At 64.9% G+C, this 24,210-nt stretch carries 22 protein-coding genes and 1 pseudogene; 3 read left to right on the top strand and 20 right to left on the bottom strand.

Features of this window, described 5'->3' with window-relative positions; genetic code table 11:
• Nucleotides 1–50: 50 nt before the first annotated feature.
• The 3 genes from FW760_RS13610 to FW760_RS13600 are packed head-to-tail and all read right to left on the bottom strand — an operon-like array spanning nt 51 to nt 5,247.
• A complete protein-coding gene (locus FW760_RS13610; RefSeq protein ID WP_058541695.1) occupies nt 51–3,098 on the bottom strand; it encodes an efflux RND transporter permease subunit in 3,048 nt (1,015 codons plus the stop codon).
• Nucleotides 3,095–4,162 (bottom strand): efflux RND transporter periplasmic adaptor subunit, encoded by a 1,068-nt coding sequence (locus FW760_RS13605; protein WP_043861587.1) that lies wholly within the window; start codon nt 4,160–4,162, stop codon nt 3,095–3,097. Before FW760_RS13605 ends, FW760_RS13610 begins: the two co-directional genes overlap by 4 nt.
• Nucleotides 4,159–5,247 (bottom strand): efflux RND transporter periplasmic adaptor subunit, encoded by a 1,089-nt coding sequence (locus FW760_RS13600; protein WP_043861586.1) that lies wholly within the window; start codon nt 5,245–5,247, stop codon nt 4,159–4,161. The genes FW760_RS13605 and FW760_RS13600 overlap by 4 nt, the downstream gene beginning before the upstream one ends.
• Before the next feature lie 101 nt (nt 5,248–5,348).
• On the opposite strand from FW760_RS13600, the pseudogene FW760_RS13595 reads away from it, so the two are divergent.
• Nucleotides 5,349–5,486: pseudogene (locus FW760_RS13595) on the top strand (AAA family ATPase); the annotation flags it as partial.
• Nucleotides 5,487–5,601: 115 nt separating this feature from the next.
• Here FW760_RS13595 and FW760_RS13590 read toward each other — a convergent pair.
• The 12 genes from FW760_RS13590 to FW760_RS13535 form a co-directional block, all read right to left on the bottom strand.
• Complete coding sequence (locus FW760_RS13590) at nt 5,602–6,480, bottom strand: transporter substrate-binding domain-containing protein (protein ID WP_116052478.1); 879 nt, start codon at nt 6,478–6,480, stop codon at nt 5,602–5,604.
• On the bottom strand, nt 6,477–7,250 hold the full coding sequence (locus tag FW760_RS13585; protein ID WP_078481739.1) for an amino acid ABC transporter ATP-binding protein: 774 nt from the start codon (nt 7,248–7,250) through the stop codon (nt 6,477–6,479). The genes FW760_RS13590 and FW760_RS13585 overlap by 4 nt, the downstream gene beginning before the upstream one ends.
• Nucleotides 7,247–7,906 carry an amino acid ABC transporter permease gene (locus tag FW760_RS13580; protein WP_446443822.1) on the bottom strand — a complete coding sequence of 220 codons (660 nt, stop codon included), beginning with the start codon at nt 7,904–7,906 and terminating at the stop codon, nt 7,247–7,249. The genes FW760_RS13585 and FW760_RS13580 overlap by 4 nt, the downstream gene beginning before the upstream one ends.
• Entirely contained in the window at nt 7,887–8,552 is a 666-nt protein-coding gene (locus FW760_RS13575) for an amino acid ABC transporter permease (protein ID WP_043859911.1), read from the bottom strand. The genes FW760_RS13580 and FW760_RS13575 overlap by 20 nt, the downstream gene beginning before the upstream one ends.
• Nucleotides 8,553–9,001: 449 nt before the next feature.
• A complete protein-coding gene (locus FW760_RS13570) occupies nt 9,002–9,787 on the bottom strand; it encodes a MetQ/NlpA family ABC transporter substrate-binding protein (RefSeq protein WP_043859910.1) in 786 nt (261 codons plus the stop codon).
• Between the two features lie 211 nt (nt 9,788–9,998).
• A complete protein-coding gene (locus tag FW760_RS13565) occupies nt 9,999–10,637 on the bottom strand; it encodes a hypothetical protein (protein ID WP_116052477.1) in 639 nt (212 codons plus the stop codon).
• A 163-nt stretch (nt 10,638–10,800) separates the two neighbouring features.
• Nucleotides 10,801–11,742: a sigma 54-interacting transcriptional regulator gene (locus FW760_RS13560; RefSeq protein ID WP_043859908.1), complete on the bottom strand. Its 942-nt coding sequence runs from the start codon at nt 11,740–11,742 to the stop codon at nt 10,801–10,803.
• Between the two features lie 66 nt (nt 11,743–11,808).
• A complete protein-coding gene (locus FW760_RS13555; RefSeq protein WP_043859907.1) occupies nt 11,809–12,390 on the bottom strand; it encodes an alpha/beta hydrolase in 582 nt (193 codons plus the stop codon).
• Between the two features lie 226 nt (nt 12,391–12,616).
• The gene (locus FW760_RS13550; protein WP_043859906.1) at nt 12,617–13,018 is read right to left on the bottom strand and encodes an ExbD/TolR family protein; all 402 of its coding nucleotides are present in this window, start codon (nt 13,016–13,018) and stop codon (nt 12,617–12,619) included.
• 1 nt (nt 13,019) lies between these two features.
• On the bottom strand, nt 13,020–13,742 hold the full coding sequence (locus FW760_RS13545) for a MotA/TolQ/ExbB proton channel family protein (protein ID WP_043859905.1): 723 nt from the start codon (nt 13,740–13,742) through the stop codon (nt 13,020–13,022).
• Between the two features lie 29 nt (nt 13,743–13,771).
• Entirely contained in the window at nt 13,772–14,569 is a 798-nt protein-coding gene (locus tag FW760_RS13540) for an energy transducer TonB (RefSeq protein WP_116052476.1), read from the bottom strand.
• Between the two features lie 252 nt (nt 14,570–14,821).
• Complete coding sequence (locus FW760_RS13535; protein WP_116052475.1) at nt 14,822–17,161, bottom strand: TonB-dependent receptor; 2,340 nt, start codon at nt 17,159–17,161, stop codon at nt 14,822–14,824.
• Between the two features lie 144 nt (nt 17,162–17,305).
• On the opposite strand from FW760_RS13535, the gene FW760_RS13530 reads away from it, so the two are divergent.
• The gene (locus FW760_RS13530) at nt 17,306–18,250 is read left to right on the top strand and encodes a LysR family transcriptional regulator (protein ID WP_088514085.1); all 945 of its coding nucleotides are present in this window, start codon (nt 17,306–17,308) and stop codon (nt 18,248–18,250) included.
• Between the two features lie 100 nt (nt 18,251–18,350).
• Nucleotides 18,351–19,949, top strand: a complete 1,599-nt coding sequence (locus tag FW760_RS13525) for an alkaline phosphatase family protein (RefSeq protein WP_116052474.1) — start codon at nt 18,351–18,353, stop codon at nt 19,947–19,949.
• Between the two features lie 119 nt (nt 19,950–20,068).
• On the opposite strand, the gene FW760_RS13520 is transcribed toward FW760_RS13525, so the two are convergent.
• From FW760_RS13520 to oscA, 5 genes are all read right to left on the bottom strand, one after another.
• Nucleotides 20,069–21,058 carry a sulfate/molybdate ABC transporter ATP-binding protein gene (locus FW760_RS13520; RefSeq protein ID WP_043859900.1) on the bottom strand — a complete coding sequence of 330 codons (990 nt, stop codon included), beginning with the start codon at nt 21,056–21,058 and terminating at the stop codon, nt 20,069–20,071.
• Between the two features lie 3 nt (nt 21,059–21,061).
• Nucleotides 21,062–21,934 (bottom strand): sulfate ABC transporter permease subunit CysW, encoded by an 873-nt coding sequence (gene cysW / locus FW760_RS13515; protein ID WP_043859899.1) that lies wholly within the window; start codon nt 21,932–21,934, stop codon nt 21,062–21,064.
• Nucleotides 21,935–21,948: 14 nt separating this feature from the next.
• Nucleotides 21,949–22,767 (bottom strand): sulfate ABC transporter permease subunit CysT, encoded by an 819-nt coding sequence (gene cysT / locus FW760_RS13510; RefSeq protein WP_043859898.1) that lies wholly within the window; start codon nt 22,765–22,767, stop codon nt 21,949–21,951.
• 87 nt (nt 22,768–22,854) lie between these two features.
• Nucleotides 22,855–23,862, bottom strand: a complete 1,008-nt coding sequence (locus FW760_RS13505; RefSeq protein ID WP_446443821.1) for a sulfate ABC transporter substrate-binding protein — start codon at nt 23,860–23,862, stop codon at nt 22,855–22,857.
• A gap of 46 nt (nt 23,863–23,908) precedes the next feature.
• On the bottom strand, nt 23,909–24,091 hold the full coding sequence (oscA, locus tag FW760_RS13500; RefSeq protein ID WP_007941032.1) for a sulfur starvation response protein OscA: 183 nt from the start codon (nt 24,089–24,091) through the stop codon (nt 23,909–23,911).
• Between the last annotated feature and the right edge of the window lie 119 nt (nt 24,092–24,210).

The raw sequence follows: 24,210 nt of genomic DNA, 5'->3' as shown, positions 1-24,210 counted from the left end.
CACAGGGACAACTCCGGACCTGTAGAAACGGGCTCGACCCGCGATGGCCATCACTCGCGCTGCGGCTCCTTGATCTTGTACCAGGCCACATACAGCGCCGGCAAAAACAGCAAGGTCAGCAACGTGGCGACAATGATGCCGCCAATCATCGCGTAGGCCATCGGCCCCCAGAACACTTCCCGCGCAATCGGAATCATGCCCAGGCTCGCCGCCGCCGCCGTCAGCAGAATCGGCCGGCGACGATGGTCCGTGGCCTCCACCACCGCATCCCACGGCGCATACCCATCAGCCTCGTACGCATCGATCTGCGTCACCAGGATCACCGAGTTGCGGATGATGATCCCCGCCAGCGCCAGAATGCCCAATATCGCCACGAACCCCATCGGCGTACCCGTGGGGATCAGCGCCAGCACCACGCCAATCAAGCCCAGCGGCGCCACGCTCGCCACCAGGAACAGCTTCTGCACACTGTGCAGCTGAATCATCAGGAACGTCGCCATCAGAAACAGCATCAACGGCACCACCTTGGCAATCGGCCCCTGGGCCTTGCCGCTCTCCTCCACCGTGCCCCCCGTCGCCACCTGATAACCGGCCGGCAACTTACGCGCAAACTCGTCGATCTGCGGCTTGAGCTGCGCCACCAGGTCAGTCGGCTGGATCTCGTCACGCACCGCCGCCTTGACCGTGATGGTCGGCTTGCGGTCACGCCGCCACACCAGCGGCTGCTCCAGCTCGTAACGCACCGTGGCAAACGCCAACAAAGGAATCGAGGTGCCGCTGGGCGTGACGATCTGCAGGTTCTGCAGGGTCTGCGGCGAGTCACGCTCGCTGTCCACCGCGCGCCCGATCACGTCGATCAGGTAGATGTCATCGTTCACCTGGGTCACCGGCGAGCCGCTGACGATGCCGTTCATCAGGTTGGCCACGTCCTCGGACGACAGCCCAAGCTGGCGCGCCTTGTCCTGGGCAATGTCGATGCGCAGCACCTTGCCCGGCTCGTTCCAGTCGTAAATGATCTCGCCCACATGGGAGTTGCCATCGAGCAGCGCCGCCAGTTCGATCGCATGCTTGCGCACCTGGTCGATGTCCTTGCCGCTGACCCGGTACTGGATCGGCCGCCCCACCGGCGGGCCCATCTCCAGCGACTGCACGTAGCTGCCGATGCCGACAAAGTCCTTGCGCAGGCGCTCCTTCAGACGCGCCGTCAGCGCCTCGCGCGACTCCAGACCCTTGCTCACGATCACCAGCTGGGCGTAGTACGGGTTCTCCAGCTGCTGGTCCAACGGCAGGTAGAAACGGATCGCGCCCTGACCGATGTAGGTACTCCAGCGCAAGATGTCCGGGTCGTCCTTGAGGGTCGCCTCCAGCTTGTCCACCGCCTTGCGCGTCTCGTCGATGGAGGCGTTCTGCGGCAGGTTGAGGTCCACCAGGATCTCCGGACGGTCCGAGGACGGGAAGAACTGGTTCTGCACGAAGCGCATGCTGAACACCGCCAGGGCGAACAGCACCACGGTGCCGATGATGGTGATCCAGCGGTGGCGCATGCACCACAGCAGGCCATGGTTGAAACCGCGACCGATGCGCCCGGGCTCGGCGTCGTGGGCCTTGACCTTGGCGCTGAGCAGGTGCACCCCCAGCACCGGCGCGAACAGCACCGCCACCACCCACGACACCAGCAGCGCCACGGCGATCACCGCAAACAGGGTGAAGGTGTACTCGCCCGCAGAGCTGGCGTTCAGGCCGATGGGCACGAAACCCGCCACCGTCACCAGGGTGCCGGTGAGCATCGGGAACGCAGTGGAGGTGTAGGCGAACGTGGCCGCCTGCTCCTTGCTCTCGCCCTTCTCCAGCCGCGTGACCATCACCTCCACGGTGATCATCGCATCATCCACCAGCAGGCCCAGCGCGATGATCAGCGCGCCGAGGGAGATCCGCTGCATGGTGATGCCGCTGTACTCCATGAACACGAACACCATGGCCAGCACCAGCGGGATCGAGCAGGCCACCACCAGCCCGGCACGCACCCCGAGGCTGATGAAGCTGACCACCAGCACGATCACCACCGCCTCGAACAGCGCACTGGTAAAGCCGCCCACGGCCTCCTCGACCACCACCGCCTGGTCCGACACGGTGTGCACGCCCACGCCCACCGGCAGGTCGGCAGTGGCGGCCTCCATGCGCTCGTGCAGCTGCTTGCCGAAGGCCTGGATGTTGCCGCCCTTCTTCATGCCGATGGCCAGGCCGATGGCAGGCTTGCCGTCGTAGCGGAACATCGGCGTGGGCGGGTCGGCGTAGCCGCGGCTGATCTCGGCGATATCGGCCAGGCGATAGAAGCGGTCGTCCAGGCGCAGGTTGACCTGCTCCAGGTCTTTCTCCGAGGCGAACTGGCCAGTGGTGCGCACCGAGATGCGCTCGGGGCCGGCCTCCATCACCCCGGCCGGGGTCACCGCATTCTGCGCCTGCAACGCCTGCACCACCTGGCGCTGGTCGATACCCAGGGCCGCCAGCTTGCGGGTGGAAAAGTTCAGGTACAGCACCTCGTCCTGCTGGCCGATCATCTCGACCTTGCCCAGCCCCGGCACCTCGCGGATTTCTGCACGTACCTGCTCGACGTAATCGCGCAGCTGGCGCATCGAGATGCCATCGGCGGTAAACGCATATACCGAGCCGAACACATCGCCGAACTCGTCGTTGAAGCCGGGGCCCTGGATGCCCTGGGGGAACTCGCCGCGGATGTCCTGGATCTTCTTGCGCACCTGGTACCAGATCTGCGGGATGTCGCCAGCCTTGGTGGTATCGAGCAGGTTGACGAACACCGTCGACTCGCCGGGCCGGGTGTAGCTTTTCACGTAGTCGAGCGAGTCCAGTTCCTCGAGTTTCTTCTCGATGCGGTCGGTGACCTGCAGCAGGGTCTCGTCCTGGGTGGCGCCGGGCCAGCGGGTCTGGATGACCATGGTCTTGATGGTGAACGAGGGGTCCTCCTCACGGCCCAGGTTGAAATAGGAAAACACCCCCATCAGCAACGCGACGAACATCAGGTACCAGACGAAGGATTGGTGCTTGAGTGCCCATTCCGACAGGTTGAAGCTTCCTTTCATCGCGGGCCTTCCTCATCGATTTTTACCTTCTGGCCAGGCTTGAGGCTGTTGACCCCCGCCGTGACCACACGCTCGCCCGGCTGCAGGCCGGCACTGAGCACCACGCTGTTGTCCAGCCGCTCGCTGACCTTCACGTCACGCAATGAAACCGTATGCTGCTGCGGGTCGACGACCCATACCCGGGTGTGCCCGTCGACCTCCTGCAGGGCGCTCAACGGCAGCTCGCTGCGCGGTTGGATCGCCGAGCTCAGGGTGACGCTGATGGCCGTGCCCAGGCGAAAGGCCTCGGGGGTGTCGGCCAGGGTCAGGCGCGCGCGCCGGGTACGCGTGGCCGCGTCGGCCTGGGGCTCGATCTCGCGCAGCACGGCACTGGTGTTCACGCTGGGGTCGAGCTGCGCGGCCACCAGGAACTTCACCTCGCCCGACAGTTCGTCGGCCAGGCCTGCGGGCAGGTCGATCACCGCCTCCTTGACGTCCGGGCGCGCCAGCGTGACCACGCCCTGGCCGGCGGTGACCACCTGCCCGGCCTCGGCCTGCCAGGCAGTGACCACGGCGGGGTGGTCGGCCTGCAAGGTGCTGTAGCCGAGCTGGTCGCGGGCCTGGTTGACCGCCGCCTTGGCCTGTTCGAGCGAGGCGCCGGTAGTCTTCAGGTCGGTCTGGGCGATGTCCAGCTGGGCCTGGGCACCCACGCCCCGGTCGAACAGCTGCTGCTGACGACGGGCGTTGGCCTGGGCGTTGATCCACTGCGCCTGCACCTTGGCCAGGTCGCCTTCGGCGGCACGCAACTGGTTCTGCTGGTCGGTGGGGTCGAGGGTGGCCAGGGTGTCGCCGGCCTTCACCGTGGCGCCCACATCCACCCAGCGCCGGGCGATGCGCCCGCCCACGCGAAAGCCCAGGGTGCTTTCGTAGCGCGCCTGGATGGAGCCGGCAAAGCGCCCCAGGCGCGCCTGGTCCTGCGCCTGCACCACCTGGGACAGCACCGGGCGCACCGGCTCGGGCGGCGGCTCGTCATCGGCGCAGGCGGCCAGCAACACACAAGCGAACATCAGCCACAGGGTTCTCATTGCGTCACCCCGATGTCGGCTGGGTCTGCCACTTCCACCTGCATGTCCGGGTGCAGCAGCTGCCCACCCGCGATCACCACGGTTTCGCCGCCCTTGAGGCCGTCGCCCACCACCACCTTGCCGGTGAGGTAGCGCAGCACCTTGACCTTGCGCAGGTTGACCTTGTTGTCCTGGCCCACCAGCCACACCGCCGGGTCATGCACATCCTTGGTCAGCGCCGACCACGGCAGCTCGATGCTCGGGGTGCCCTCGGCCCTGGCGGTGGCACTCACCACCGAGCCCAGCTGCATGGCCGGCGGCACCTCGCTCAGGCCCACCTTGACCTGCACCGTGCCGCTTTGCGCCGAGACCGTCGGGGTGATTTCACGCACGTGCCCCTTGGCTTGCACCTTGGGGTCGTCGAGCAGGCTGACGATGATCGCCTGCTGGGTGGGTGGCGCCATCAGCAGCGATTCGTAGACGTTGAACACCGCGTCGCGCTCGCCGTCGCGGGCCAGGGTGAAGATCGGCACGGTGGCCTGCACCACCTGCCCCACCTCGGCCTGGCGCGCGGTGATCACCCCGGGCGCCTCGGCGATCAGCGCGGTGTAGCTCAGTTGTTCGCGGGCGTTGGCCAGTTGCGCCTGGGCGGCCTTGAGCGCGCTCTGGCTGCTGCGCAGGGCGGCCTGGGCCGCGTCGTATTCGCTCTGGCTGGTGTAGCCCTTGGGCAGCAGCTTCTGCTGGCGCACGAAGGCGGCGGAAGTCTGGGTCACGCGAGCCTGTTCAGCGAAGACCTCGGCCTTGGCCGAGTCGACATTGGTTTGCAGGTCCTTGGGGTCCAGGCGCGCCAGCACCTGATTGGCGCTGACGTGATCGCCCACGTCGACGTTGCGCTCGATGATCTTGCCGCCCACGCGAAACGACAGGTCGGCCTGCACCCGTGCCTGAACATCGCCGGTGAGGGTCACGGAGGCTGCAAAGTCGCCGGCCTTGACCTGTTGCACCGCCACCCTGGGCAGGTCGGGTGCGGCGGCTTTCTTCTCGCCGCAGCCAAGCAGCAGCGCAAGCCCCAGGCAGACGATCAGGTTGGGGGGCGACACCGTCATGCGGGCTCCTTGCGTGGGTTCTGGGCAGTTGCTAGATGCGACTGTTAGCGTAGATCAGGGTTCCGCGTGCCGCTTGCCCTGGGGGCAATTGAGCACAGCGGCGACGTTGCGAGGGGTGGGGGCTGTCGCCTGCATCGCGTTTGATCGCGGCGCTGGAGCAGGATGCGCAGAGCAACTGCATCGTGCTGGAGAAGGCGTTGGGGCAGACGCGGGGGGTGGGGCAAGGGCGGTGGCCGGAGAGAAGGCGGGGCCGCGGGGCGGCCCATCGCGGGTCAAGCCCGCTCCCACACAGACAGCGACGGTCCTTGTGGGAGCGGGCTTGACCCGCGATAAGAGCGACGCGGTGTCAGGGCCTCAGCCCTGCCATTTGCCGCCCTCGACGATCACGCTCTCCGGCTTGGTGTCGTCGCTAAGCTCCTTGCGCACGTACTGGTCATACAGCTTGAGCAGGTACTTCTGCTCGCCCAGGCGCGCCAGCTCGCTGTTGACCCAGTCACGCAGCTCGATGTTGCCCTTCTTCACCGCCGGCGCAATCGGCGCTTCCTCGCCCAGCTTCTCGTCCAGCACACGGTAGCCCGGGTTCTGCTTGGACCAGCTGAACAGGATCAGGTTGTCCTGCGCATACGCATCGCCACGGCCATTGGCCAACGCCTGCAACGACTCGGAGTTCTTCTCGAACTTGAGCAGTTTCCAGTCCGGGTGGTTCTTGGTCAGCCAGATGTCCGCCGTGGTGCCGGTGGTGACGATGGTGGTCTTGGCCGCCAGGTCGTCGAGCTTCTTCACCTCGCTGCCCTCGGGCACCAGCGCCTGTACCGCCACGCGCAGGTTGGGGTTGGTGAACTCCACCGCTTCCTTGCGCTCCGGGGTCACGGTCATGTTGGCCAGAATCAGATCGACCTTGTCGCTCTGCAGGAAGGGAATGCGGCTGGCCGGCTCCACGGCCACGAACTCGACCTTGTTCTCGTCGCCCAGCAGCGACTTGGCTAGCTCGCGACCGATGTCGGTGTCAAAGCCCACATAGCGCCCGCTTTCATCCACATAGCCGAATGGCGGCTTGTCGGTGAACACGCCGACGATCAGTTTGTCGCGGGCCTTGATGGTTTCCAGGTAGCTGGTGGCCGGCGCTGCGGCATTGGCGGCAGGCCTGCTCGGCGCTTCGGATTTGTTGCACCCGGCCAGTACGGCCAGGGTGAACAGCGACAGCAGCAGTTTTGAAGCGTGGGCAGTCTTCATGACAGTTCCTTGTGTGGTGTCTTGGGCAGGCTTTCGACAAAGGAGAATTTCTCCAGGAACTGCTGCGCGCGTGCGGTCTGCGGGTTCGTAAAGAAGCTCTCAGGGGCGCTCTGTTCAAGGATCCTGCCGGCCTCCATGAACACGATGCGGTCGGCCACCGCGCGAGCGAAGGCCATTTCATGGGTCACGATCAACAGGGTCATGCCGTCGCGGGCCAGGCCCTGGATCACCTGCAGCACTTCCTTGACCATCTCCGGGTCGAGGGCGGCGGTCACCTCGTCGAACAGCATCACCTGCGGGTTCATGCACAGCGAACGCACAATGGCGATACGCTGCTGCTGGCCACCGGAAAGCTGGCGCGGATAGGCGTCGCGCTTGTCCAGCAGGCCCACCCGCGCCAGCAGTGCTTCGGCCTGGGCCTGGGCCTCGAGGCGTTCGCGTTTCTGCACCTTGAGCGGCCCGAGCAGCAGGTTTTCCATCACGCTCATGTGGCCGAACAGGTGGTAGCTCTGGAACACCATGCCCACCTGCTGGCGCACCTGGCGCCAGTCGGTGGCCTTGCTCAGCAGCTCTTTACCGGCCAGTGTCAGGCTGCCGCCGTGGGCCACTTCCAGGCCATTGAGGCAGCGCAGCAGGGTGCTCTTGCCGCAGCCGCTGGGGCCCAGGATCACCACCACTTCGCCGCTGCGCACCTGCAGGTCGATGCCCTTGAGCACCTGGTGCTCACCGAAGAACTTGTTGAAACCCTTGAACTCGATCAATGCGCTCATGCGTGTGTCCAGCGCCGCTCCAGCGCCCGCGAGGCGGCCGACAGCGGGTAGCAGATGAAAAAGAAGAACAGGAACAGCGCGCCGTAGATCAGCACCGACTCATAGGTGCGCTCGATGATCTGCTGGCCCACCTTGATCACGTCCACCACGCCGATCAGCACTGCCAGCGAACTGGTCTTGATGATGCGCGTGTAGATGTTGATGGTCGGCGGGGTCATGCGCTTGAGTGCCTGGGGCAGCAGCACGTAGCCATACAGCCGCCAGCCATCCAGGCCGATCGACAGCCCCGCCTCGCGTTGCCCGCGCGGCAGCGAATGCAGTGCACCGCGCACCACCTCGCCCACCTCGCTGGCACCCCACAGCGACAGCACCAGCACCGCGCACCAGAAGCTGGGAATGCTCACGGCAAAGAAGATCGGCAGGCCGAAGAACAGCAGGTACAGCCACACCAGTACCGGTATCGCCCGAAACAGCTCCAGGTACACCCGCAGCACCAGGTTCACGCTGCGCTTGCCGAGGGTGGCGAGCACGCCGTAGAGCACCCCGCCCAGGGTGCTGAAGGCGATGCCCAGGGCCGAGATCGACAGGGTTTGCGCGGCGCCCTGGGCCAGTTGCGGCAGCGACACCAGCAGCAGTTCAAGACCCGAACTGGCCATGTTGCAACCTCCTTTCCAGGCGGCTCAGCAGCAGCGACAAAGGCAAGAACAGCAGCACGCAGATCAGCGTCAGCACCGCGAGCATTTCGTAGGTCTTGTAGTACAGGGCGATGTAGCTCTTGGTGGTGTAGAGAATCTCGGGCACCGCCACCGCCGACACCACGGTGGTTTCCTTGAGCAGGAAGATGAAGTTGGCGAACAGCGCCGGCAGGCTGAGGATGCCGGCCTGGGGCAGGATCACGTGGCGCAGCAGCTGGCCTTCGGACAACCCGATGGAGCGGCCGGACTCCAGCTGTGCGGCAGGCACCGCCTCGACACCGGCGCGCAGCACCTCGGTCAGGTAGGCCCCGCCGAGAAACGTCATGGTGATGATCGCGGCGGCGAAGCCGGAAATCTTCAGGCCCAGGCTGGGCAGCGCGAAGTACACGAAAAACAGCTGGATCAGCAGCGGCGTGTTGCGTGCCAGCTCCACGTACAGGCCCACGGCACGCTGCAGGTAGGGCGTGCGGTAGACCAGGATCGCGGTGTTGATCACGGCCACCACCAGCGAGGTGGCGATGGCGATCAGGCCGACCTGCAGGGTGACCCCGACGGCCTTGAGAAACGCGGGCAATGTGCTGAGGATGAATGCGACGTCGAAGCTCATCGGCGTGGCCTCGGCGCCCGAAACAGGGTGCGCTGCATGGGGGTGGTCTCGAACCGGCCCGAGGGTAGACGGGCGGTGGCGGCTAGGTTGGGCGTGCCGGTAAGCACTTTGGTAATACTCTAAAGCTATAAAAATATTTATTTAAATATCGTTATTGCATATTGATATCACGCAAAAAACTAACCGCAAATTTCCTCGTGGCAGGCGGGATCTTTCCCGCGCGCGCGCCATCAAACAGCTGTCGTGCGCGGCCCCGTGGGCCGTTCAACCCACAAGGAAAACAACACCATGAACAGCGACCAGCCGACCCTCGACCCCAGCGAACTGATCAAATGGCTGACGGCCCTGCGCCGCGCGGTCAACACACCACGCTGAAACCCCATTCAAAAAAAACGCCGACCCGGTAACCGGAGTCGGCGTTTTGCATCGTGCGGTCTACAGCGGGCGAATCAGAACGCCGGCAGTACCGCGCCTTTGTATTTCTGCTCGATGAAGGCTTTCACTTCAGGGCTGGTCAGGGCCTTGGCCAGCTTCTGGATGGCGTCGCTGTCCTTGTTGTCGGGGCGCGCCACCAGGAAGTTCACGTAAGGCGAGTCGGAACCCTCGATCACCAGGGCATCCTTGGCCGGGTTCAGGCCGGCTTCCAGCGCATAGTTGGTGTTGATCATGTCCAGGTCGACCTGGTCCAGCACGCGTGGCAGCAGGGCCGACTCAAGCTCCTTGAACTTGAAGTTGTGCGGGTTCTTGGCGATGTCCTTGGGCGTGGCCAGGGCGTTTTTCGGATCTTTGAGTTCGATCAGCCCGGCCTTCTGCAGCAGGATCAGCGCACGGCCACTGTTGGAGCCTTCGTTGGGGATGGCGATGGTGGCGCCGTCCTTGAGCTCGGCCAGGCTCTTGACCTTCTTCGAGTAGCCACCGAACGGTTCGACGTGTACGCCGATCACGGTTTCCAGGTGGGTACCTTTACCTTCGTTGAAGCTCTTGAGGTAGGGCAGGGTCTGGAAGTAGTTGGCGTCCAGACGCTTCTGATCGACCTGCACGTTGGGCTGCACGTAGTCGGTGAACACCTTGATTTCCAGGTCCACGCCTTCCTTGGCCAGGGTTGGCTTGATCAGCTCGAGGATCTCGGCGTGGGGCACCGGGGTGGCGGCAACCACCAGCTTCTGGCCGGCGTGGGCGAAACCTGCAACCGACAGAGCGGCTGCCAATGCAGTCAACAACAAAGCCTTTTTCATGCGCAGTCCTTATTCGAATCACAGCCATCGTCGACGGCGAAAGAGAGGGTGCCAGTATTGTGCTAGCTGGCGTGGAGGCGACAATACCGAGATTTTTTATTCCTTAACAATATCTTTTATGCAGACTCTTATATCTTTTTGACTGATAAAGAAGAGAGCACCGGCTGGCCTGCCAGGTGCATCCGGCGCCGCAACAGACAATGCTCGCGGTCTATCGATTAGCGGTCTCGATGGCAACCTCGGTGATGACAGTGGCCAGTTCCTTCTCGAGTGCACCATCACCCTGCACATTGGCGTAGATGTCATACCTGATCTCATGCGTGGAATTCATCCAGCGCAATCCTGTCCTCCTGACCCCACCCATTACTTTTTCCGACGTTTTCACCAGGGGCTTGCCGGGGTCCTGAGGCTTGGCGTAATCATCGTCGTAAACCACCACGCGCTGTGTCAGCTCGCGCTCATAGTGGGTCTCGTAGGTCACCACATAATCATCGCCGCACGAATAAAGCGACATGACGCCGTTCAAGCCGCCCTCCTTCATCTCGACCCCGGAGGGCAGTGCTTTGGACAGCCGACATTGCAACTTCTCGATCGCTGCTCGGGATTGCGATTTGAATCGGACGGCTTGAGCCAGCCTTCTGTCGCTCGCCTGGGCGAGTGTGATCATCGAACTGAATTGCTCGAAACCAGGAAAGGTCGAGTTCTTCTCTGGCTCGGCCGTGGGCGAGACCGCCCTTTTCTCAATGACCTTCTGGATATGGGTATTGCCACTGAGCGGTAGAATCTCCAGCTCGGCGCTTGCCGAAAAGGAAGCGAGCAGCGTGCTCATGCACAGCATCGACAGGCGCATCAGCGGCTGGCCTGGGCAAGGAAGACACGTACCGCGCAAGGTAGGTTTTTCATGAATATCCTTTCAATGCTTCAAGCGATCCAAGGCTTGCGAAGCAAGAAGGTAATCCACCTCATTCGCATCTGCAACGGTTGCTCCGCAGACAACCGCCTGTGCGTTACGCCTACACACCCAACCGCAGCGCCACCTTCTCCAGCAAGGCCTTCAGGCCACTGCGCTCACTTGCACCTGCGCGCAGCAACACCTCGATCTGCCGCTCCAACGCGGCCAGCGGCGTCAAGGTTTCCGGCAGGTTCAGATGCTCGGGCAGTATTTCCTCCCCGCTGCTGACCAGCAGGGCGAAGTGAATGACGTTTTCCAGTTCGCGGGTGTTGCCCGGCCAGCTGTGCAGTTCCAGCACCCGCTGCGCGGCCTCGCTGAGCAGCGGCGGCACGGCCAGGTTCAGGCGCGGGCTGTAGATGCCCACGAAGTACTCGGCCAGCGGCAGGATATCGCCCACCCGCTCGCGCAACGCGGGCAGCTCGAGGCGGCCTTCGTGCAGGTAGTGGTAGAGACGGTCGTGGAACTTGCCGGCGGCCACGGCCTGGGCCAGGTCGATGCTGGAGGCGGCCACCAGGCGCACGTCCACCGGGTTGGGTTGCTGGGCGCCAACGCGGGTGACTTCGCGGTTTTCCAGGGCAGCCAGCAGCTTGACCTGGATCGGCAGCGGCAGGTCGGCGATTTCATCCAGGTACAGCGTGCCGCCGTTGGCCGAGCCGAACCAGCCGGCGCGGCTGCTGGCGGTACCACTGTGGGCGCCGGCGCTGTAGCCGAACAGTTCGGCGTCGGCGTAGGTGGGGCTGATGGCGCCGCAGTTGACCGAGACGAACAGCCCGCCGCGGTCGCTGGCGCGGTGGATCTGCCGGGCCAGCAGCTCCTTGCCGGTGCCGCTTTCGCCGCGGATCAGCACGGGCAAGGCCAGCGGCGCCAGCAGCTCCAGCTCTTCGCGCAGCTGGCGCGAGCGCGGGTCGACGAACACCAGCGCCTTGGCGCGGATGCTCAACGGGCTCTTGTCGCTCTCGGGGAAGGTCAGCAGTGGCTGGCCGTAGGTGTCGTGAAGGCTCATGGCAAACTCCCGCCCGAGCGACTCACGGCGCGGACGTCTTGATGAAAAAGAGGGTAGCGCCCGGGGTCAGGCGCGACGCAGTGCGTGCTGTTCCAGGCGGCTCTGCAGGCGATAGAGGTAGGCAAAGCCCTGCTCCCAGCGCCGGTGTCCAGACTTGACGTTGATATGCCCGGCGCCGCCGAGCACACCGGCTTCTGCGCCCCAGGCGCGGGCCAGTTGCATCGCCCGTGGCGCGCTGACCGCCGGATCGTTGTCGGAGGTGACCACCTGGCTGGGAAACGGCAGCAGGTTCTGCGGAATCGGCGCGAAGTTGCGCAGGGCCGGTGCACAGGCCGGGCGTTCGACGTCGGCCGGGGCCACCAGCAGTGCGCCACGTACCTGCTGCAGCAGGGTTTCGCTGGCGTGGGCGGCCCAATGCGCGACGGTGATGCAGCCCAGGCTGTGGGCGATCAGGATCACCGGCGAGGTGTCGGCGGCGATGGCATGTTCGAGCGCGGCAACCCAGTCTTCACGACGCGGGGTGATCCAGTCGGCCTGTTCGACGCGGGCACTGTTGGGCAGGCTGTTCTGCCAGTGGGTTTGCCAGTGATCGTCTGGCGATCCTTGCCAGCCCGGCACAATCAGGTAACGAATCGACTCATTGCGCATGAGATGCCTCCTGCTGGGTTTGCATTGCATGAGGGCAAGTATAGGGCGGGGGTTATATTCGTAAAGGAATAAGAAGCTATTTATTAATAACCAAAACTGCTTTCCGAAGGCTGTGTGCAACCCTGTGGGCGCTGGTATCGGCGCCCTCGGAACGGGCATAAAAAAAGGGGCCGTCCCCTGCCAGGATACGGCCCCCGAATGCGTTGCCCTTACCGTTGCATCGTGTTCAACGCGCGGTGATCACCGAAAGCTTGGTGATACCCGCCCGCTCGATCGAGGCCATGGCGCGCGCCACTTCCCCATAATTCACACCGTCGTCCGCCTGCAGTTGCACGCGTACCTCCGGGTCCTTGGCCTTGGCCGCCTGCAAGCTGGTCTCCAGCAAGTCCGGCTGGATCTCGTCCTTGTTGATGAACAACTTGCCGCCCCCATCGATGCTCACCACCAGCGGGTCCTTCTGCTCCACCGGGGCCACGGCCTCGGTCTTGGGCAGGCTGATCGGGATCGCGTTGGTCAACAACGGCGCGGTCACGATGAACACCACCAGCAGCACCAGCATCACGTCCACCAGCGGCGTCACGTTGATCTCGCTGAGTACCTCGTCACTGTCCTGGGTAGAAAAGGCCATGTCAGGACGCCTCTTTCACAGGTTGGCCGCTCACTGTTGCAGCTTTGTGAAGCGCAGGGTGCACCAGCACGCGGAAGGCACTCTTCTGCGCCAGGCTGTAGAAGTCGTGGGCAAAGTCGTCGAGGTCGGCCGCCGTGAGTTTCAGGCGACGCAGGAAGTAGTTGTAAACCAGCACCGCAGGCACCGCGACCGCGATCCCCACACCCGTGGCCACCAGCGCCGCACCAATCGGCCCGGCAACGGTTTCCAGGCTCGCCGAGCCCGCCGCACTGATGCCCTTGAGCGCTTCCATGATGCCCCACACGGTACCGAACAGGCCGATGAACGGCGACGTGCTGCCGATACTGGCCACCACCGCCAGGCCGGTTTCCAGCGAGCGGCGCTCACGCACGATCTGCTGGCGCAGGGCACGTTCGAGGCGGTCCTGGTGATTGATCGCCTGGCTCAGGTCATTGGCCTGGCCGGGCTCGCCCACCGCGATGGCGGCGTAGCCGGCCTGGGCCACGCGGGCGGCGGCGCCGGGCTGGGTCTGGGTGAGTTCGGCGGCCGAATCAAGGCTTGAGGCTGCCCAGAACTGCTTGTGGAAGCGCTTGTCCTGGTTCTTAAGGCGGGCGAACTGCAAGCCCTTGACCAGGGCCAGGCCCCAGGTCGCGACGGAAAACACCACCAGCAGCCAGATCACCGCGCTTTCGATGGATTCAAGGGGGGATGCCAATACACTCATGATGGTTTCTCTCTGTTAGCGCGAAATTTTTAGCGAATCTTGAAATCGATCGGCACGCTGACCCAGCCCGCCTGGGCCACGTCGCCCTGCTTGGCCGGCACGAAGCTCCAGCGCTTTACCGCCGCCAGCGCGGCGTCGTCGAGCTGCTGGCGACCACTGCTCTTCTGCAACTGGATCTCGCCAGGCTTGCCGCTGGGCAACACATGCACCCGCAGCAGTACGGTGCCTTCCCAGCCGCGACGCTGGGCCAGCGACGGGTATTCCGGCGCCGGGTTCTTCAGGTACGCCGCGCTGGCCGAAGCCGGGGTCACCGGCGCCGGGGCAGGTGGCGCAGGCGGGGCGGCAGGTTGTGGCGGTGCCGGCGGCGGCTCGACCGGTTTGGGCGCAGGCTTGGGCTCGGGCTTGGGCACCGGCTTTGGCTTGGGCTTGGGTACCGGCTTGGGCGGTGGCGGCTTGACGGCCAACTCGTCGACCACCGGCGGTGGCGGCTCCACCACAGGCTCGGCCGGCGCCGGGGGCGGCGGCTCGACAACCGGTGGCGCCGGCTGGGAAAACTCGATGGTCATCGGCGGGATTTCCGGTGGAACCACCGGCAACACCGGGGCCGGTGCCTGGCTGACCCAGTAGGCCACGGCACCATGCAGCACCAGCGCGAAAACCCCGAGCAGCACCTTCTCGCGGCCCTTCAAGGCACTACGCGGGGTGCGCTGCAAGCGCTGTTGCGCCAGCGGCAACCGGTGCGGCCGACCGAGGTCGACCAGCTCGCCGCCCGGCGCCTGGCGCCAAAGCACATCGAGAGCACTGGCGGCGGTCTGGACATTACCCATTGATCAACTCCTGGGAGGTTCGGTGCATGTGCATCGAAGGCCGCCCGGTCTGGCCGGCCTTCGCTGAGGTGGATGATCGACGCGTGCTGCTTATCTCTTAAAGTAATCTTTGAAGTTATGGATAGAACCTGATCGCATATACAAAACCGCTGAACCGCTCTAGCCCGCGCCAATCAAGGGCTGGAGGGCATTGCTGATCTGGCAATGCCTTTGCGGCATCGAAAATATTCGCCAAAGGCATCGAAAAACCCCTCAGAAGTCATAGCGACCGGTCACGCCCAGGGTCCGCGGGGTGCCGAGCAGCCCTTCGTAGCCGCCGTTGGCGGCGCTCCACAGGGTGGTGTAGTAGGTCTTGTCGAAGGCGTTCTTCAGCCATAGCGACACGTCCCACTGCCCGCCCTCGGCATCGCCGCGCAGGCCGGTACTGAGGTTGACCACGGCGTAGCTGGGGATCTGCGCGAAGTCCGAGTCCTCGACCGTGCCCACCGCCCTGGAACGGAACGCATAGCTGGCGGTGACATAGGGCTGCAGGCCGTTGTCCAGGTCCCACTGGTACTGCCCGTTGGCGTTGGCGATCCATTTGGAGGCGCCGACCACCTGATGCCCGCTGAGGTCGCAGGCGGCCGGGGCACCCGGTTGCAGAGCCACCTCCGGCGCGCACGGGGCGTCCTTGTAGGCGAGGTAGCGCACGTCGTTGAACGAGCCGTTGAGGTTCAGCGTAAGGCCGCGCAGCGGCACCAGGGTGCTGTCGAACTCGACCCCGCGTGAGCGCACCGAGCCTGCGTTGGTCAGGTACTGCACGCGGTTGGCGTCGTCGTAGGCGTTGGTCTGGTAGCCGTTGACCTGGGTCCAGAACAGGTTGGCGTTCAGTTGCAGGCGGCGGTCCCACAGGGTGCTCTTGAAGCCCAGTTCGGCGTTGTTGGCGCGCTCGGTGCCGATCAGCAACGAGTCGGCGCCAGCCACCGGTGCGGTGCCCACCGCCAGATTGACCCCGCCGGACTTCTCGCCGTGGGACAGCGTGGCGTAGCCCAGCAGGTCGTCGGTGAAGCGGTAACTGAGGTTGAGCAGGCCCGAGGGGCTGGTGCTGTACTGGTTGAGGTCGCCCGAGTCATACGCACCGGCCCGTCCCTGGCGTACCGCTGCCGCCGCCCCGCTGACCGCAGCGCCGCCCACCGGGGCGCTGCGGTTGACCCAGGCGCTTTTCTCTTCGTAGGTGCCGCGTATCCCGGCGGTGAAGTCCAGGCGCGGGGTGAGGTGCCATGTGCCCTGGCCGAACAGGGCGAAGCTGTCGGTCTTGATGTGCCCCTTGCCCACCGAGCTGACGTTGGCCAGCGCACCGGTCGGCGTGCCGTTCCACACGTCGGCCTGGGGGCCGTAGAAGGCGAAGGACTTGTTGTCCAGGTTGGAGCCGAAGTAGTACGCGCCCAGTACGTAGTCGAAGAAGCCGCCCGTGGGCGAGGCCAGGCGAAATTCCTGGGAGTACTGCTTGTCTTGCACCGACACCCCGGCGTTGTAGGTCGCCGGCACATCCAGGCCGTCGTCGTTGCGCGGGGTGAAGTCCCACCAGCGGTAGCTGCTGATGGAGGTCAGGGTGAAGTCGTTGTCCAGGGTCCAGTTGGCCTCCAGCGAGGTGCCGCCCTGGAACACCGTGACCTTCTGGTCGTCGTCCAGGTTGACCTTGCGGTGGCGGCCGTCGACCAGCGTGGCGCCGGCCGCCGCCGCACGGCTTTCATAGCGGTTGACGCCGTTGATGGTCGGCCCGGTGCTGTACAGCACGCGGGTGCCGGCGCTGGAGTCCTCCTCGTTGTAGTCGCCGATCCAGCGCAGGTTGAACTGCTCGCTGGGCTTGTACAGCAGTTGCCCGCGAAAGCCCTGGCGCGCGCCACCGTTGAGGGTGTGGCCGTCGTGCTCGTTGCTGATGTCGCCGTCGCTGCGCGTGCGGTAGGCCGAGAAGCGACCGGCCAGGGTCTCGGTGAGCGGGCCGGAAAGCGTGCCCTTGGTCTGGAAGTAGCCGTCCTCGCCCACCGAGGCCTCGATGCTGCGCTCGGGGGTGAAGCTGGGCGCACGGGTGCTGATGTTGATGACCCCCGCAGTGGTGTTCTTGCCGAACAGGGTGCCTTGGGGGCCGCGCAGCACTTCGAGCTGCTCGATGTCCATGAGGTCGAACACCGCCATGCCGGGGCGGCCGAGGTAGACGTTGTCCAGGTACAGCCCCACGCTGCCTTCCAGGCCGTCGCTGGCCGGGTTGTTGCCCAGGCCGCGGATCGACACGCTGGACTGGCGCGCATGCATGTAGGCCACGTTGACGCTGGGCACCAACTGCTGAAGGTCCTGGATGCGGTACACGCGCTGGCTTTCCAGGGCCTGGCCGTCGAGCACGCTCATCGGCGTGGGCACGTCCTGGGCGCTCTCTTCACGTCGGCGCGCAGTCACGGTGACGGCCTTGAGCTGGCTGTCGGGCTTGACCTCGGGCGTCGCGTCGGTGGCCGCCTGGGCCGGCAGCCCATGCGCGCTGCCGGCCAGCAGCAAGGCCAGCGGCAGGCGCTTGAGCCGTCGGGAAGACAAGGGTGCGGCGGGGGAAGACGGGCGCATGGGCGGCTCCTGGGGAAGGAATTTATATTCCTTAAAGTTATTTATTTATGATTTCACATATGTTTACTGCATAAGAGATTGCCTTTATAAGGAGTGCAGCCGAGGCAGAGCAAATGCATTTGCCCGATACTTTTCATGTGAAAAATGCATATCGACCTACGCCAGCTTCGCCACCTGATCGCGCTTGCCGAGCACCGCAGCTTCGTGGCGGCGGCGAACGCGGTGAGCCTTTCGCAATCGGCCTTCAGCCGCAGCATCCAGGCCCTGGAACACAGCGCCGGGTGCCTGCTGGTGGACCGGTCGAGCAAGGAGCTGGCGCCGACCAAGCAGGGCCTGGTGGTGCTCGAACATGCACGCCGGCTGGTCAGCGGCGCGCATCAGTTGAGCAACGAGATCAGCCAGTTCAACGGCCTGGAGGCCGGCGAGCTGCGCTTTGGCTGCGGCCCGGCGCCGGCCGCCGGGCTGGTGCCGCGTGCCATCGGCACGTTCATCGGGCGCTACCCCAGGGCACGGGTGCGCTTTCAGGTGGATGACTGGCAGAACCTGGACAAGCGCCTGCTGGCCGAGGAGTTCGAGTTCTTCGTGGCCGACACCCGCCGCTTCGAGGCCGACCCGGCCTACCACACCGTGCGCCTGCGCCCGCGCCGCTGGCACTTCTGCTGCCGCGCCGCGCACCCGCTGGCGCAACTGCCGAACGTCAGCGCCGAGCAACTGCTGGCCTACCCCCTGGCGGTGACCCTGCGCCCGCCCAACCTGCGCAAGGTGATCAGCGACCTGAGCGGGCGCCCGGACTTCACCGCCAGCGTCGAGTGCGAGAACGGCTACAGCCTGCTGGGGGTGGTGCTGAACTCCGACGCGATCGGCATCTGCAGCGCCAACAGCGATGCGCTGCACAGCGCCGCCCAGCAACTGGTGCGCCTGAACATCGACGGTCTGCACGACGACTGCGAGGAGCTGTACACCCGCTACGGCATCGTCAGCCGTGCGCGCCAGCGCCTGTCGCCGCTGGCCGAGGCAATGATCGCGCAGATCGTCGCCACCGATCAGGCCGACCAGGACCTGTGCAACCTGGAGCGCCTGGCCATCTGAGGTGTTGCGCCGGGCGCATCGAAGGTATTCGGCAAATGCGCTTGTGGTCGCGTGGCGTGCAGGGCGAAATCACCCACCAGACTTTCAACCGGTGAGCGCCATGACCCAACCTGCCCCCGTGCGCAACGTGCTGTACATCATGTGCGACCAGCTGCGTCGCGATTATCTGTCGTGCTACGGCCACCCGCACCTGCACACGCCCAACATCGACCGCCTGGCCGCTGCCGGGGTGCGCTTCAGCCGCGCCTACACCCAAGGCACCATCTGCGGGCCGTCGCGCATGTCGGCATACACCGGGCGCTATGTGAGCAGCCACCAGGTGGCCTGGAACAGCGTGCCGCTGCCGCTGGAGGAGCTGACCCTGGGCGACTACCTGCGCCCGGCCGGCATCCGCACCGCGCTGGTGGGCAAGACCCACGCCACGCCGAACCTTCAGGCGCAGCAGCAGCTGGGCATCGACGCCGACATGGCCAGGCAGCTCGATGAAGTGGGTTTCGAAGCCTATGTGCGCCATGACGGTATCTACCCCGACGACCCGCAGTTCGCCGACAAGCGCGAGAGCGCCCCATACACCCGTTACCTGCGCGAACACGGCTATGGCGGCGACAACCCCTGGCACGACTGGGCCAATGCAGCGCAGGGCGAAGATGGCGAGGTGCTCAGCGGCTGGCACATGCGCCACGCCGACCGCCCCACGCGCCTGCCCGAGCAGCATTCGGAGACGGTGTACACCACCGACCGCGCCATCGACTTCATCACCGAACAGGGCGAGCAGCCGTGGTGCCTGCACCTGTCGTACATCAAGCCGCACTGGCCGTACATCGCACCGGCGCCGTACCACGCGCTGTATGGCGCGGCGCAGGTGCTGCCAGCGGTGCCGGGCGGGCGCAGCGATCACCCGGTGTATGGCGCGTTCCGCCAGCATCAGGAGAGCGTGAACTTCTCCCGCGAAGAGGTGCGCCTGAAGGTGATCCCCACCTACATGGGGCTTATCAGGCAGGTGGACGACCAGCTCGGACGGCTGTTCGAAGTGCTTCGACGCACCGGGCGCTGGGACGACACGCTGATCGTGTTCACCAGCGACCACGGTGATTTTCTGGGCGACCACGGGCTGGGGGAGAAGGAGTTTCTGCTGGAGCAGGCGGTGGGTGTGCCGTTGATCGTGCGCGACCCGCGTGGGGCGGCAGATGCCACCCGTGGCACGGTGGATGCGCGGCTGGTGGAGACCATCGATGCGCTGCCGACGTTTCTGGACGCACTGGGATTGCCGGGGGCCGAGCATCGGCTGGAGGGGCGGTCACTGGTACCGTTGCTGCACGGCACGGCGCAGGGATGGCGCGAATACGCGATTGCCGAGTACGACTATGCGTTCCAGACCCCGGCGCGGGAGCGGCTGGGGCAGCCGATCGACCGTTGCCGCATGACCATGGTGCGCAGCGAGCGCTTCAAGTACATCGCGTATGACGGCTTCAGGGCGCAGCTGTTCGACCTGCATGAAGACCCGCAGGAGCGGCACGACCTGGGCGATGATCCGGCGCATGCCGGCGTGCGCGAGGTGCATCAGGGGTACCTGTTGCAGTGGCTGCGCGGGCTCAAGCGCCGCACCACGATCAGCCATGCGGAGATCGAGCGGCGGGGGGAGCGGTTCCGCTACGGGGAGCCGCAGGCGGACAGCTTGGTGAAGATCGGGGTGTGGTGAGGCGGGCCGCTTCGCGGCCCATCGCGGGTCAAGCCCGCTCCCACAGGGATATCACTGATCCAAGGGGCAGTGGAGTACCTGTGGGAGCGGGCTTGACCCGCGATGAGGCCCGTAAGGCCTCAGATATTGCCGACCTTCTGCCACACCTTCGGCTTGAAGAACAACGTCTCGCCACGGGCCAACCCGGTCAGGCTGTCGTGGTCCTTGACCACCTCGGCCTCGATCAGCTCGCTCTGCCCTTCCACCTTCAGCGTCACCCGCGTGGTCGCGCCCAACGGGCGGATGTCACGCACTTCAGCTGCGTGGTGGCCTTCCACCTCCTGTCGCGACAGCGACACTTCGTGCGGACGGAACAGCACGTGGTGGTCCTCGCTCAGGTGCAGGCGGTTGGAGTCGCCCAGAAAGTGGTAGACGAAGTCGCTGGCCGGGTTCTCGTATACCTCGCCCGGCGAGCCGATCTGCTCGATCACGCCCTTGTTCATCACCACGATACGGTCGGCCACTTCCATGGCTTCTTCCTGGTCGTGGGTCACGAACACCGAGGTCAGGTTGATGTCTTCGTGCAACCGCGCCAGCCAGCGACGCAGCTCCTTGCGCACCTTGGCGTCCAGCGCACCGAACGGCTCGTCCAGCAGCAGCACCTTGGGCTCTACCGCCAGCGCCCGCGCCAGGGCGATACGCTGGCGCTGGCCACCGGACAGTTGCTCGGGGTAGCGGTCGCTGAGCCAGTCCAACTGCACCATGTTCAGCAGCTCGTGGACCTTCTCGGCAATGCGCGTCTCGTTCGGGCGCTCGCCCTTGGGCTTCATGCGCAGGCCGAAGGCGACGTTGTCGAACACGCTCATGTGGCGAAACAGCGCGTAGTGCTGGAACACGAAGCCGACGTTACGATCACGCACGTCGTGCCCCGACACGTCCTCGCCATGGAACACGATGCTGCCCTGGTCCGGCGTCTCGAGCCCGGCGATGATGCGCAGCAGGGTGGTCTTGCCGCAGCCGGACGGGCCCAGCAGCGCCACCAGCTCGCCGCTGTGGATATCCAGGTTGATGCTGTCCAGGGCCTGGAAAGCGTTGAAGCGCTTGCTGACGTTACGAACTTCGATCGACATGAATTATTCCTCCGCGGCGCTGTGGCGCAGGCGGTTAATGCGGGACTCGCTCCACTGCTTGAGCAGCAGGATGAAGAGCGCCAGGATCAGCAGCAGGCTGGCCACGCTGAAGGCCGCGACATGGTTGTATTCGTTGTAGAGGATCTCGACATGCAGCGGCAAGGTGTTGGTCACCCCGCGAATATGCCCGGACACCACCGACACCGCACCGAACTCGCCCATCGCGCGCGCCGTGCACAGCACCACGCCATAGATCAGGCCCCATTTGATGTTGGGTACGGTGACGTGCCAGAACATCTGCCAGCCGTTGGCCCCGAGCAGGCGTGCGGCCTCCTCTTCCTGGGTGCCCTGCTCCTGCATCAGCGGGATCAGCTCGCGCGCCACGAACGGCACGGTGACGAAGATGGTCGCCAGCACGATGCCGGGCAGGGCGAACACGATCTGGATGTCATGGTCCTGCAGCCACGGGCCGAAGAAGCCCTGGGCACCGAACATCAGCACGTAGACAAGACCGGCGATCACCGGCGACACCGAGAACGGCAGGTCGATCAGGGTCACCAGGATGCTCTTGCCGGGGAAGCTGTACTTGCTCACGCACCACGCCGCGCTGACCCCGAACACCAGGTTCAGCGGCACCGAGATGGCCACCGCGATCAGGGTGAGCTTGAGCGCCGACAGCGCGTCGGGCTCGAAGATCGCCTCGAAGAAGGTGCCCAGGCCCATCTTCAGGCCCTGGGACACCACGATGAACAGCGGCAGCAGCAGAAACAGCGCGAAGATCAGCCAGCCGAGGCCGATCAGCACGCGCCGTGAAATCGCGCTGCCACGGCGGGCAGCGTTGGCCGAAGCGGCCACACCAACAGATGATGCAGACATGGGTCAGGCCTCCTTCACGGGGTTTCGATGCGCCGCTGCAACAGGTTGATCAGCAGCAGCAGGATGAAGGAAACCACCAGCATCATCACGCCGATGGCGGTGGCGCCGGTGTAGTCGTACTGGTCGAGCTTGACCATGATCAGCAACGGCAGGATCTCGGTCTTCATCGGCATGTTGCCGGCGATGAAGATCACCGAACCGTACTCGCCCACACCCCGTGCGAAGGCCAGCGCGAAGCCGGTCAGCCAGGCCGGCAGCAGCGCCGGCGCCAGCACGTAGCGGAACACCTGCAGCGGCTTGGCCCCCAGGCACGCGGCGGCCTCTTCGACCTCGCGCGGGATGTCGGCCAGCACCGGCTGCACCGTGCGCACCACGAACGGCAGGGTCACGAAGGTCAGCGCCAGGGTGATGCCCAGCGGCGTGTAGGCGATCTTGAAGCCCAGGTCGGTGGCGAACTGGCCCACCAGACCGGACGGCGCATACAGCGCGGTCAGGGCGATGCCGGCCACAGCGGTGGGCAGGGCGAACGGCAGGTCGATCATCGCATCGATGACCTTGCGCCCTGGGAAGGTGTAGCGCACCAGCACCCAGGCCAGCAGCGTGCCGATCACGCCGTTGATCAGCGCCGCATAGAACGCGGTGCTGAAGCTGAGCTTGAGCGCGGCCAGCACCCGGGGTGCGGTGACGATGGTCCAGAACTGGTCCCAGGTGAGCTGGGCGGCATGGATGAACATGGCCGCCAGCGGTATGAGCACTATCAGGCTGAGGTACACCAAGGTGTAGCCCAGCGTCAGCCCGAAGCCGGGTATGACGGGGGAGATACGACGCGACATAGAAGTCCCTGGTTTAACGCACGAAGCCCGAGACGAATCCCGGGCCCATGCTGGCTACTGAATGGCGATTATCCTAACGGCCACGCATCACTGCGCCGTGTAGATCTGGTCGAACACACCACCATCGTTGAAGAACTTGGGCTGCGCAGTTTTCCAGCCACCGAAGTCTTTGTCGATAGTCACCAGTTCGAGTTTAGGGAACTGCTTGGCGTATTCGGCAGCGACCTTCTCGTCACGCGGGCGGTAGAAGTTCTCGGCGGCGATCTTCTGGCCAGCCGGGCTGTACAGGTACTTGAGGTATTCGGTGGCGATCGCGGTATTGCCCTTTTTCTCGGCGTTCTTGTCCACCACCGCCACCGGCGGCTCGGCCAGGATCGACAGCGACGGCACGACGATGTCGAACTTGTCGGCGCCACCGTCTTCCTTGAGGGCCAGGAAGGCTTCGTTTTCCCAGGCCAGCAGCACGTCGCCCTGACCGTTGTTGACGAAGGTGATGGTCGAGCCGCGGGCGCCGGTGTCCAGTACCGGCACGTGCTTGAACAGCTCCTGCACGTATTCCTGGGCCTTGGCTTCGCTGCCGCCGGCCTTCAGGCCGTAGGCCCAGGCGGCGAGGAAGTTCCAGCGCGCGCCACCGGAGGTTTTCGGGTTGGGCGTGATCACCGACACGTCCTTCTTGATCAGGTCGCCCCAGTCCTTGATGCCCTTGGGGTTGCCCTTGCGCACCAGGAACACGATGGTCGAGGTGTACGGGGTGCTGGCGTCGGGCAGGCGGGTCTGCCAGTTCTCCGGCAGGGTCTTGCCGAGCTTGGCGATTTCGTCGATGTCGCCGGCCAGGGCCAGGGTCACCACGTCGGCGCGCAGGCCGTCGATCACCGCACGGCCCTGCTTGCCCGAGCCACCGTGGGACCGCTGGATCTTGACCTTGTCGTCCGGGTGCGCCTGCTGCCAGTGCTTGATGAATTCGGCGTTGTACTGCTGATACAGCTCGCGGGTGGGGTCATAGGACACGTTCAACAGCTCGTAGTCCTTGGCGATGGCGGAACCGGCAAACACGGCACTGGCCAGTGCGGCCAGGGCATAACGGCGGATGGACATGGTGAAGCTCCCGATTGGCGTATTTTTTTCTAATTAGAGGGCTGAATCAGCTGGGCTTGTTGCCTGGATTCTGCAGGCGGAATTTTTCCTTGCGTTCGATCTGCACGACCTGGGCGTTGTGCACGGTGATTTCCACCGCGCCGAAACGCAGGTCGCGCAATGCGCTCTGGATCTCGCGCAGAATGGTGGCTTCGTCCTGTCCGTCAACGCTACGCAGAGATGCGCTCATGCTCGTGCTCCTGGAAATAAGGGGTGCCGTGCAGCTGCATCTGAAGGGGACGACTGCGCCTGGCTTGAGGGCAATCTTAGAGAGGGTGGAATATTCTTAAAAATACTATTTAAGAATTT

It is taken from the genome of Pseudomonas sp. 1176_21 (assembly GCF_052850635.1).
This window is presented reverse-complemented; position numbering and strand designations above follow the sequence as displayed.

Excerpts from the sequence above, each read along its gene's own strand:
- FW760_RS13575 (WP_043859911.1), bottom strand. The coding sequence starts at position 8,552 with ATGAGCTTCGACGTCGCATTCATCCTCAGCACATTGCCCGCGTTTCTC.
- FW760_RS13590 (WP_116052478.1), bottom strand. The coding sequence starts at position 6,480 with ATGAAGACTGCCCACGCTTCAAAACTGCTGCTGTCGCTGTTCACCCTG.
- cysT (WP_043859898.1), bottom strand. The coding sequence starts at position 22,767 with ATGTCGCGTCGTATCTCCCCCGTCATACCCGGCTTCGGGCTGACGCTG.
- FW760_RS13540 (WP_116052476.1), bottom strand. The coding sequence starts at position 14,569 with ATGGGTAATGTCCAGACCGCCGCCAGTGCTCTCGATGTGCTTTGGCGC.
- FW760_RS13550 (WP_043859906.1), bottom strand. The coding sequence starts at position 13,018 with ATGGCCTTTTCTACCCAGGACAGTGACGAGGTACTCAGCGAGATCAAC.
- oscA (WP_007941032.1), bottom strand. The coding sequence starts at position 24,091 with ATGAGCGCATCTCTGCGTAGCGTTGACGGACAGGACGAAGCCACCATT.
- FW760_RS13610 (WP_058541695.1), bottom strand. The coding sequence starts at position 3,098 with ATGAAAGGAAGCTTCAACCTGTCGGAATGGGCACTCAAGCACCAATCC.
- FW760_RS13560 (WP_043859908.1), bottom strand. The coding sequence starts at position 11,742 with ATGAGCCTTCACGACACCTACGGCCAGCCACTGCTGACCTTCCCCGAG.
- FW760_RS13505 (WP_446443821.1), bottom strand. The coding sequence starts at position 23,862 with ATGTCCATCCGCCGTTATGCCCTGGCCGCACTGGCCAGTGCCGTGTTT.
- FW760_RS13570 (WP_043859910.1), bottom strand. The coding sequence starts at position 9,787 with ATGAAAAAGGCTTTGTTGTTGACTGCATTGGCAGCCGCTCTGTCGGTT.
- FW760_RS13555 (WP_043859907.1), bottom strand. The coding sequence starts at position 12,390 with ATGCGCAATGAGTCGATTCGTTACCTGATTGTGCCGGGCTGGCAAGGA.
- FW760_RS13585 (WP_078481739.1), bottom strand. The coding sequence starts at position 7,250 with ATGAGCGCATTGATCGAGTTCAAGGGTTTCAACAAGTTCTTCGGTGAG.
- FW760_RS13605 (WP_043861587.1), bottom strand. The coding sequence starts at position 4,162 with ATGAGAACCCTGTGGCTGATGTTCGCTTGTGTGTTGCTGGCCGCCTGC.
- FW760_RS13580 (WP_446443822.1), bottom strand. The coding sequence starts at position 7,906 with ATGGCCAGTTCGGGTCTTGAACTGCTGCTGGTGTCGCTGCCGCAACTG.
- FW760_RS13565 (WP_116052477.1), bottom strand. The coding sequence starts at position 10,637 with ATGCGCCTGTCGATGCTGTGCATGAGCACGCTGCTCGCTTCCTTTTCG.
- FW760_RS13545 (WP_043859905.1), bottom strand. The coding sequence starts at position 13,742 with ATGAGTGTATTGGCATCCCCCCTTGAATCCATCGAAAGCGCGGTGATC.
- FW760_RS13535 (WP_116052475.1), bottom strand. The coding sequence starts at position 17,161 with ATGCGCCCGTCTTCCCCCGCCGCACCCTTGTCTTCCCGACGGCTCAAG.
- FW760_RS13525 (WP_116052474.1), top strand. The coding sequence starts at position 18,351 with ATGACCCAACCTGCCCCCGTGCGCAACGTGCTGTACATCATGTGCGAC.
- FW760_RS13600 (WP_043861586.1), bottom strand. The coding sequence starts at position 5,247 with ATGACGGTGTCGCCCCCCAACCTGATCGTCTGCCTGGGGCTTGCGCTG.
- cysW (WP_043859899.1), bottom strand. The coding sequence starts at position 21,934 with ATGTCTGCATCATCTGTTGGTGTGGCCGCTTCGGCCAACGCTGCCCGC.
- FW760_RS13530 (WP_088514085.1), top strand. The coding sequence starts at position 17,306 with ATGCATATCGACCTACGCCAGCTTCGCCACCTGATCGCGCTTGCCGAG.
- FW760_RS13520 (WP_043859900.1), bottom strand. The coding sequence starts at position 21,058 with ATGTCGATCGAAGTTCGTAACGTCAGCAAGCGCTTCAACGCTTTCCAG.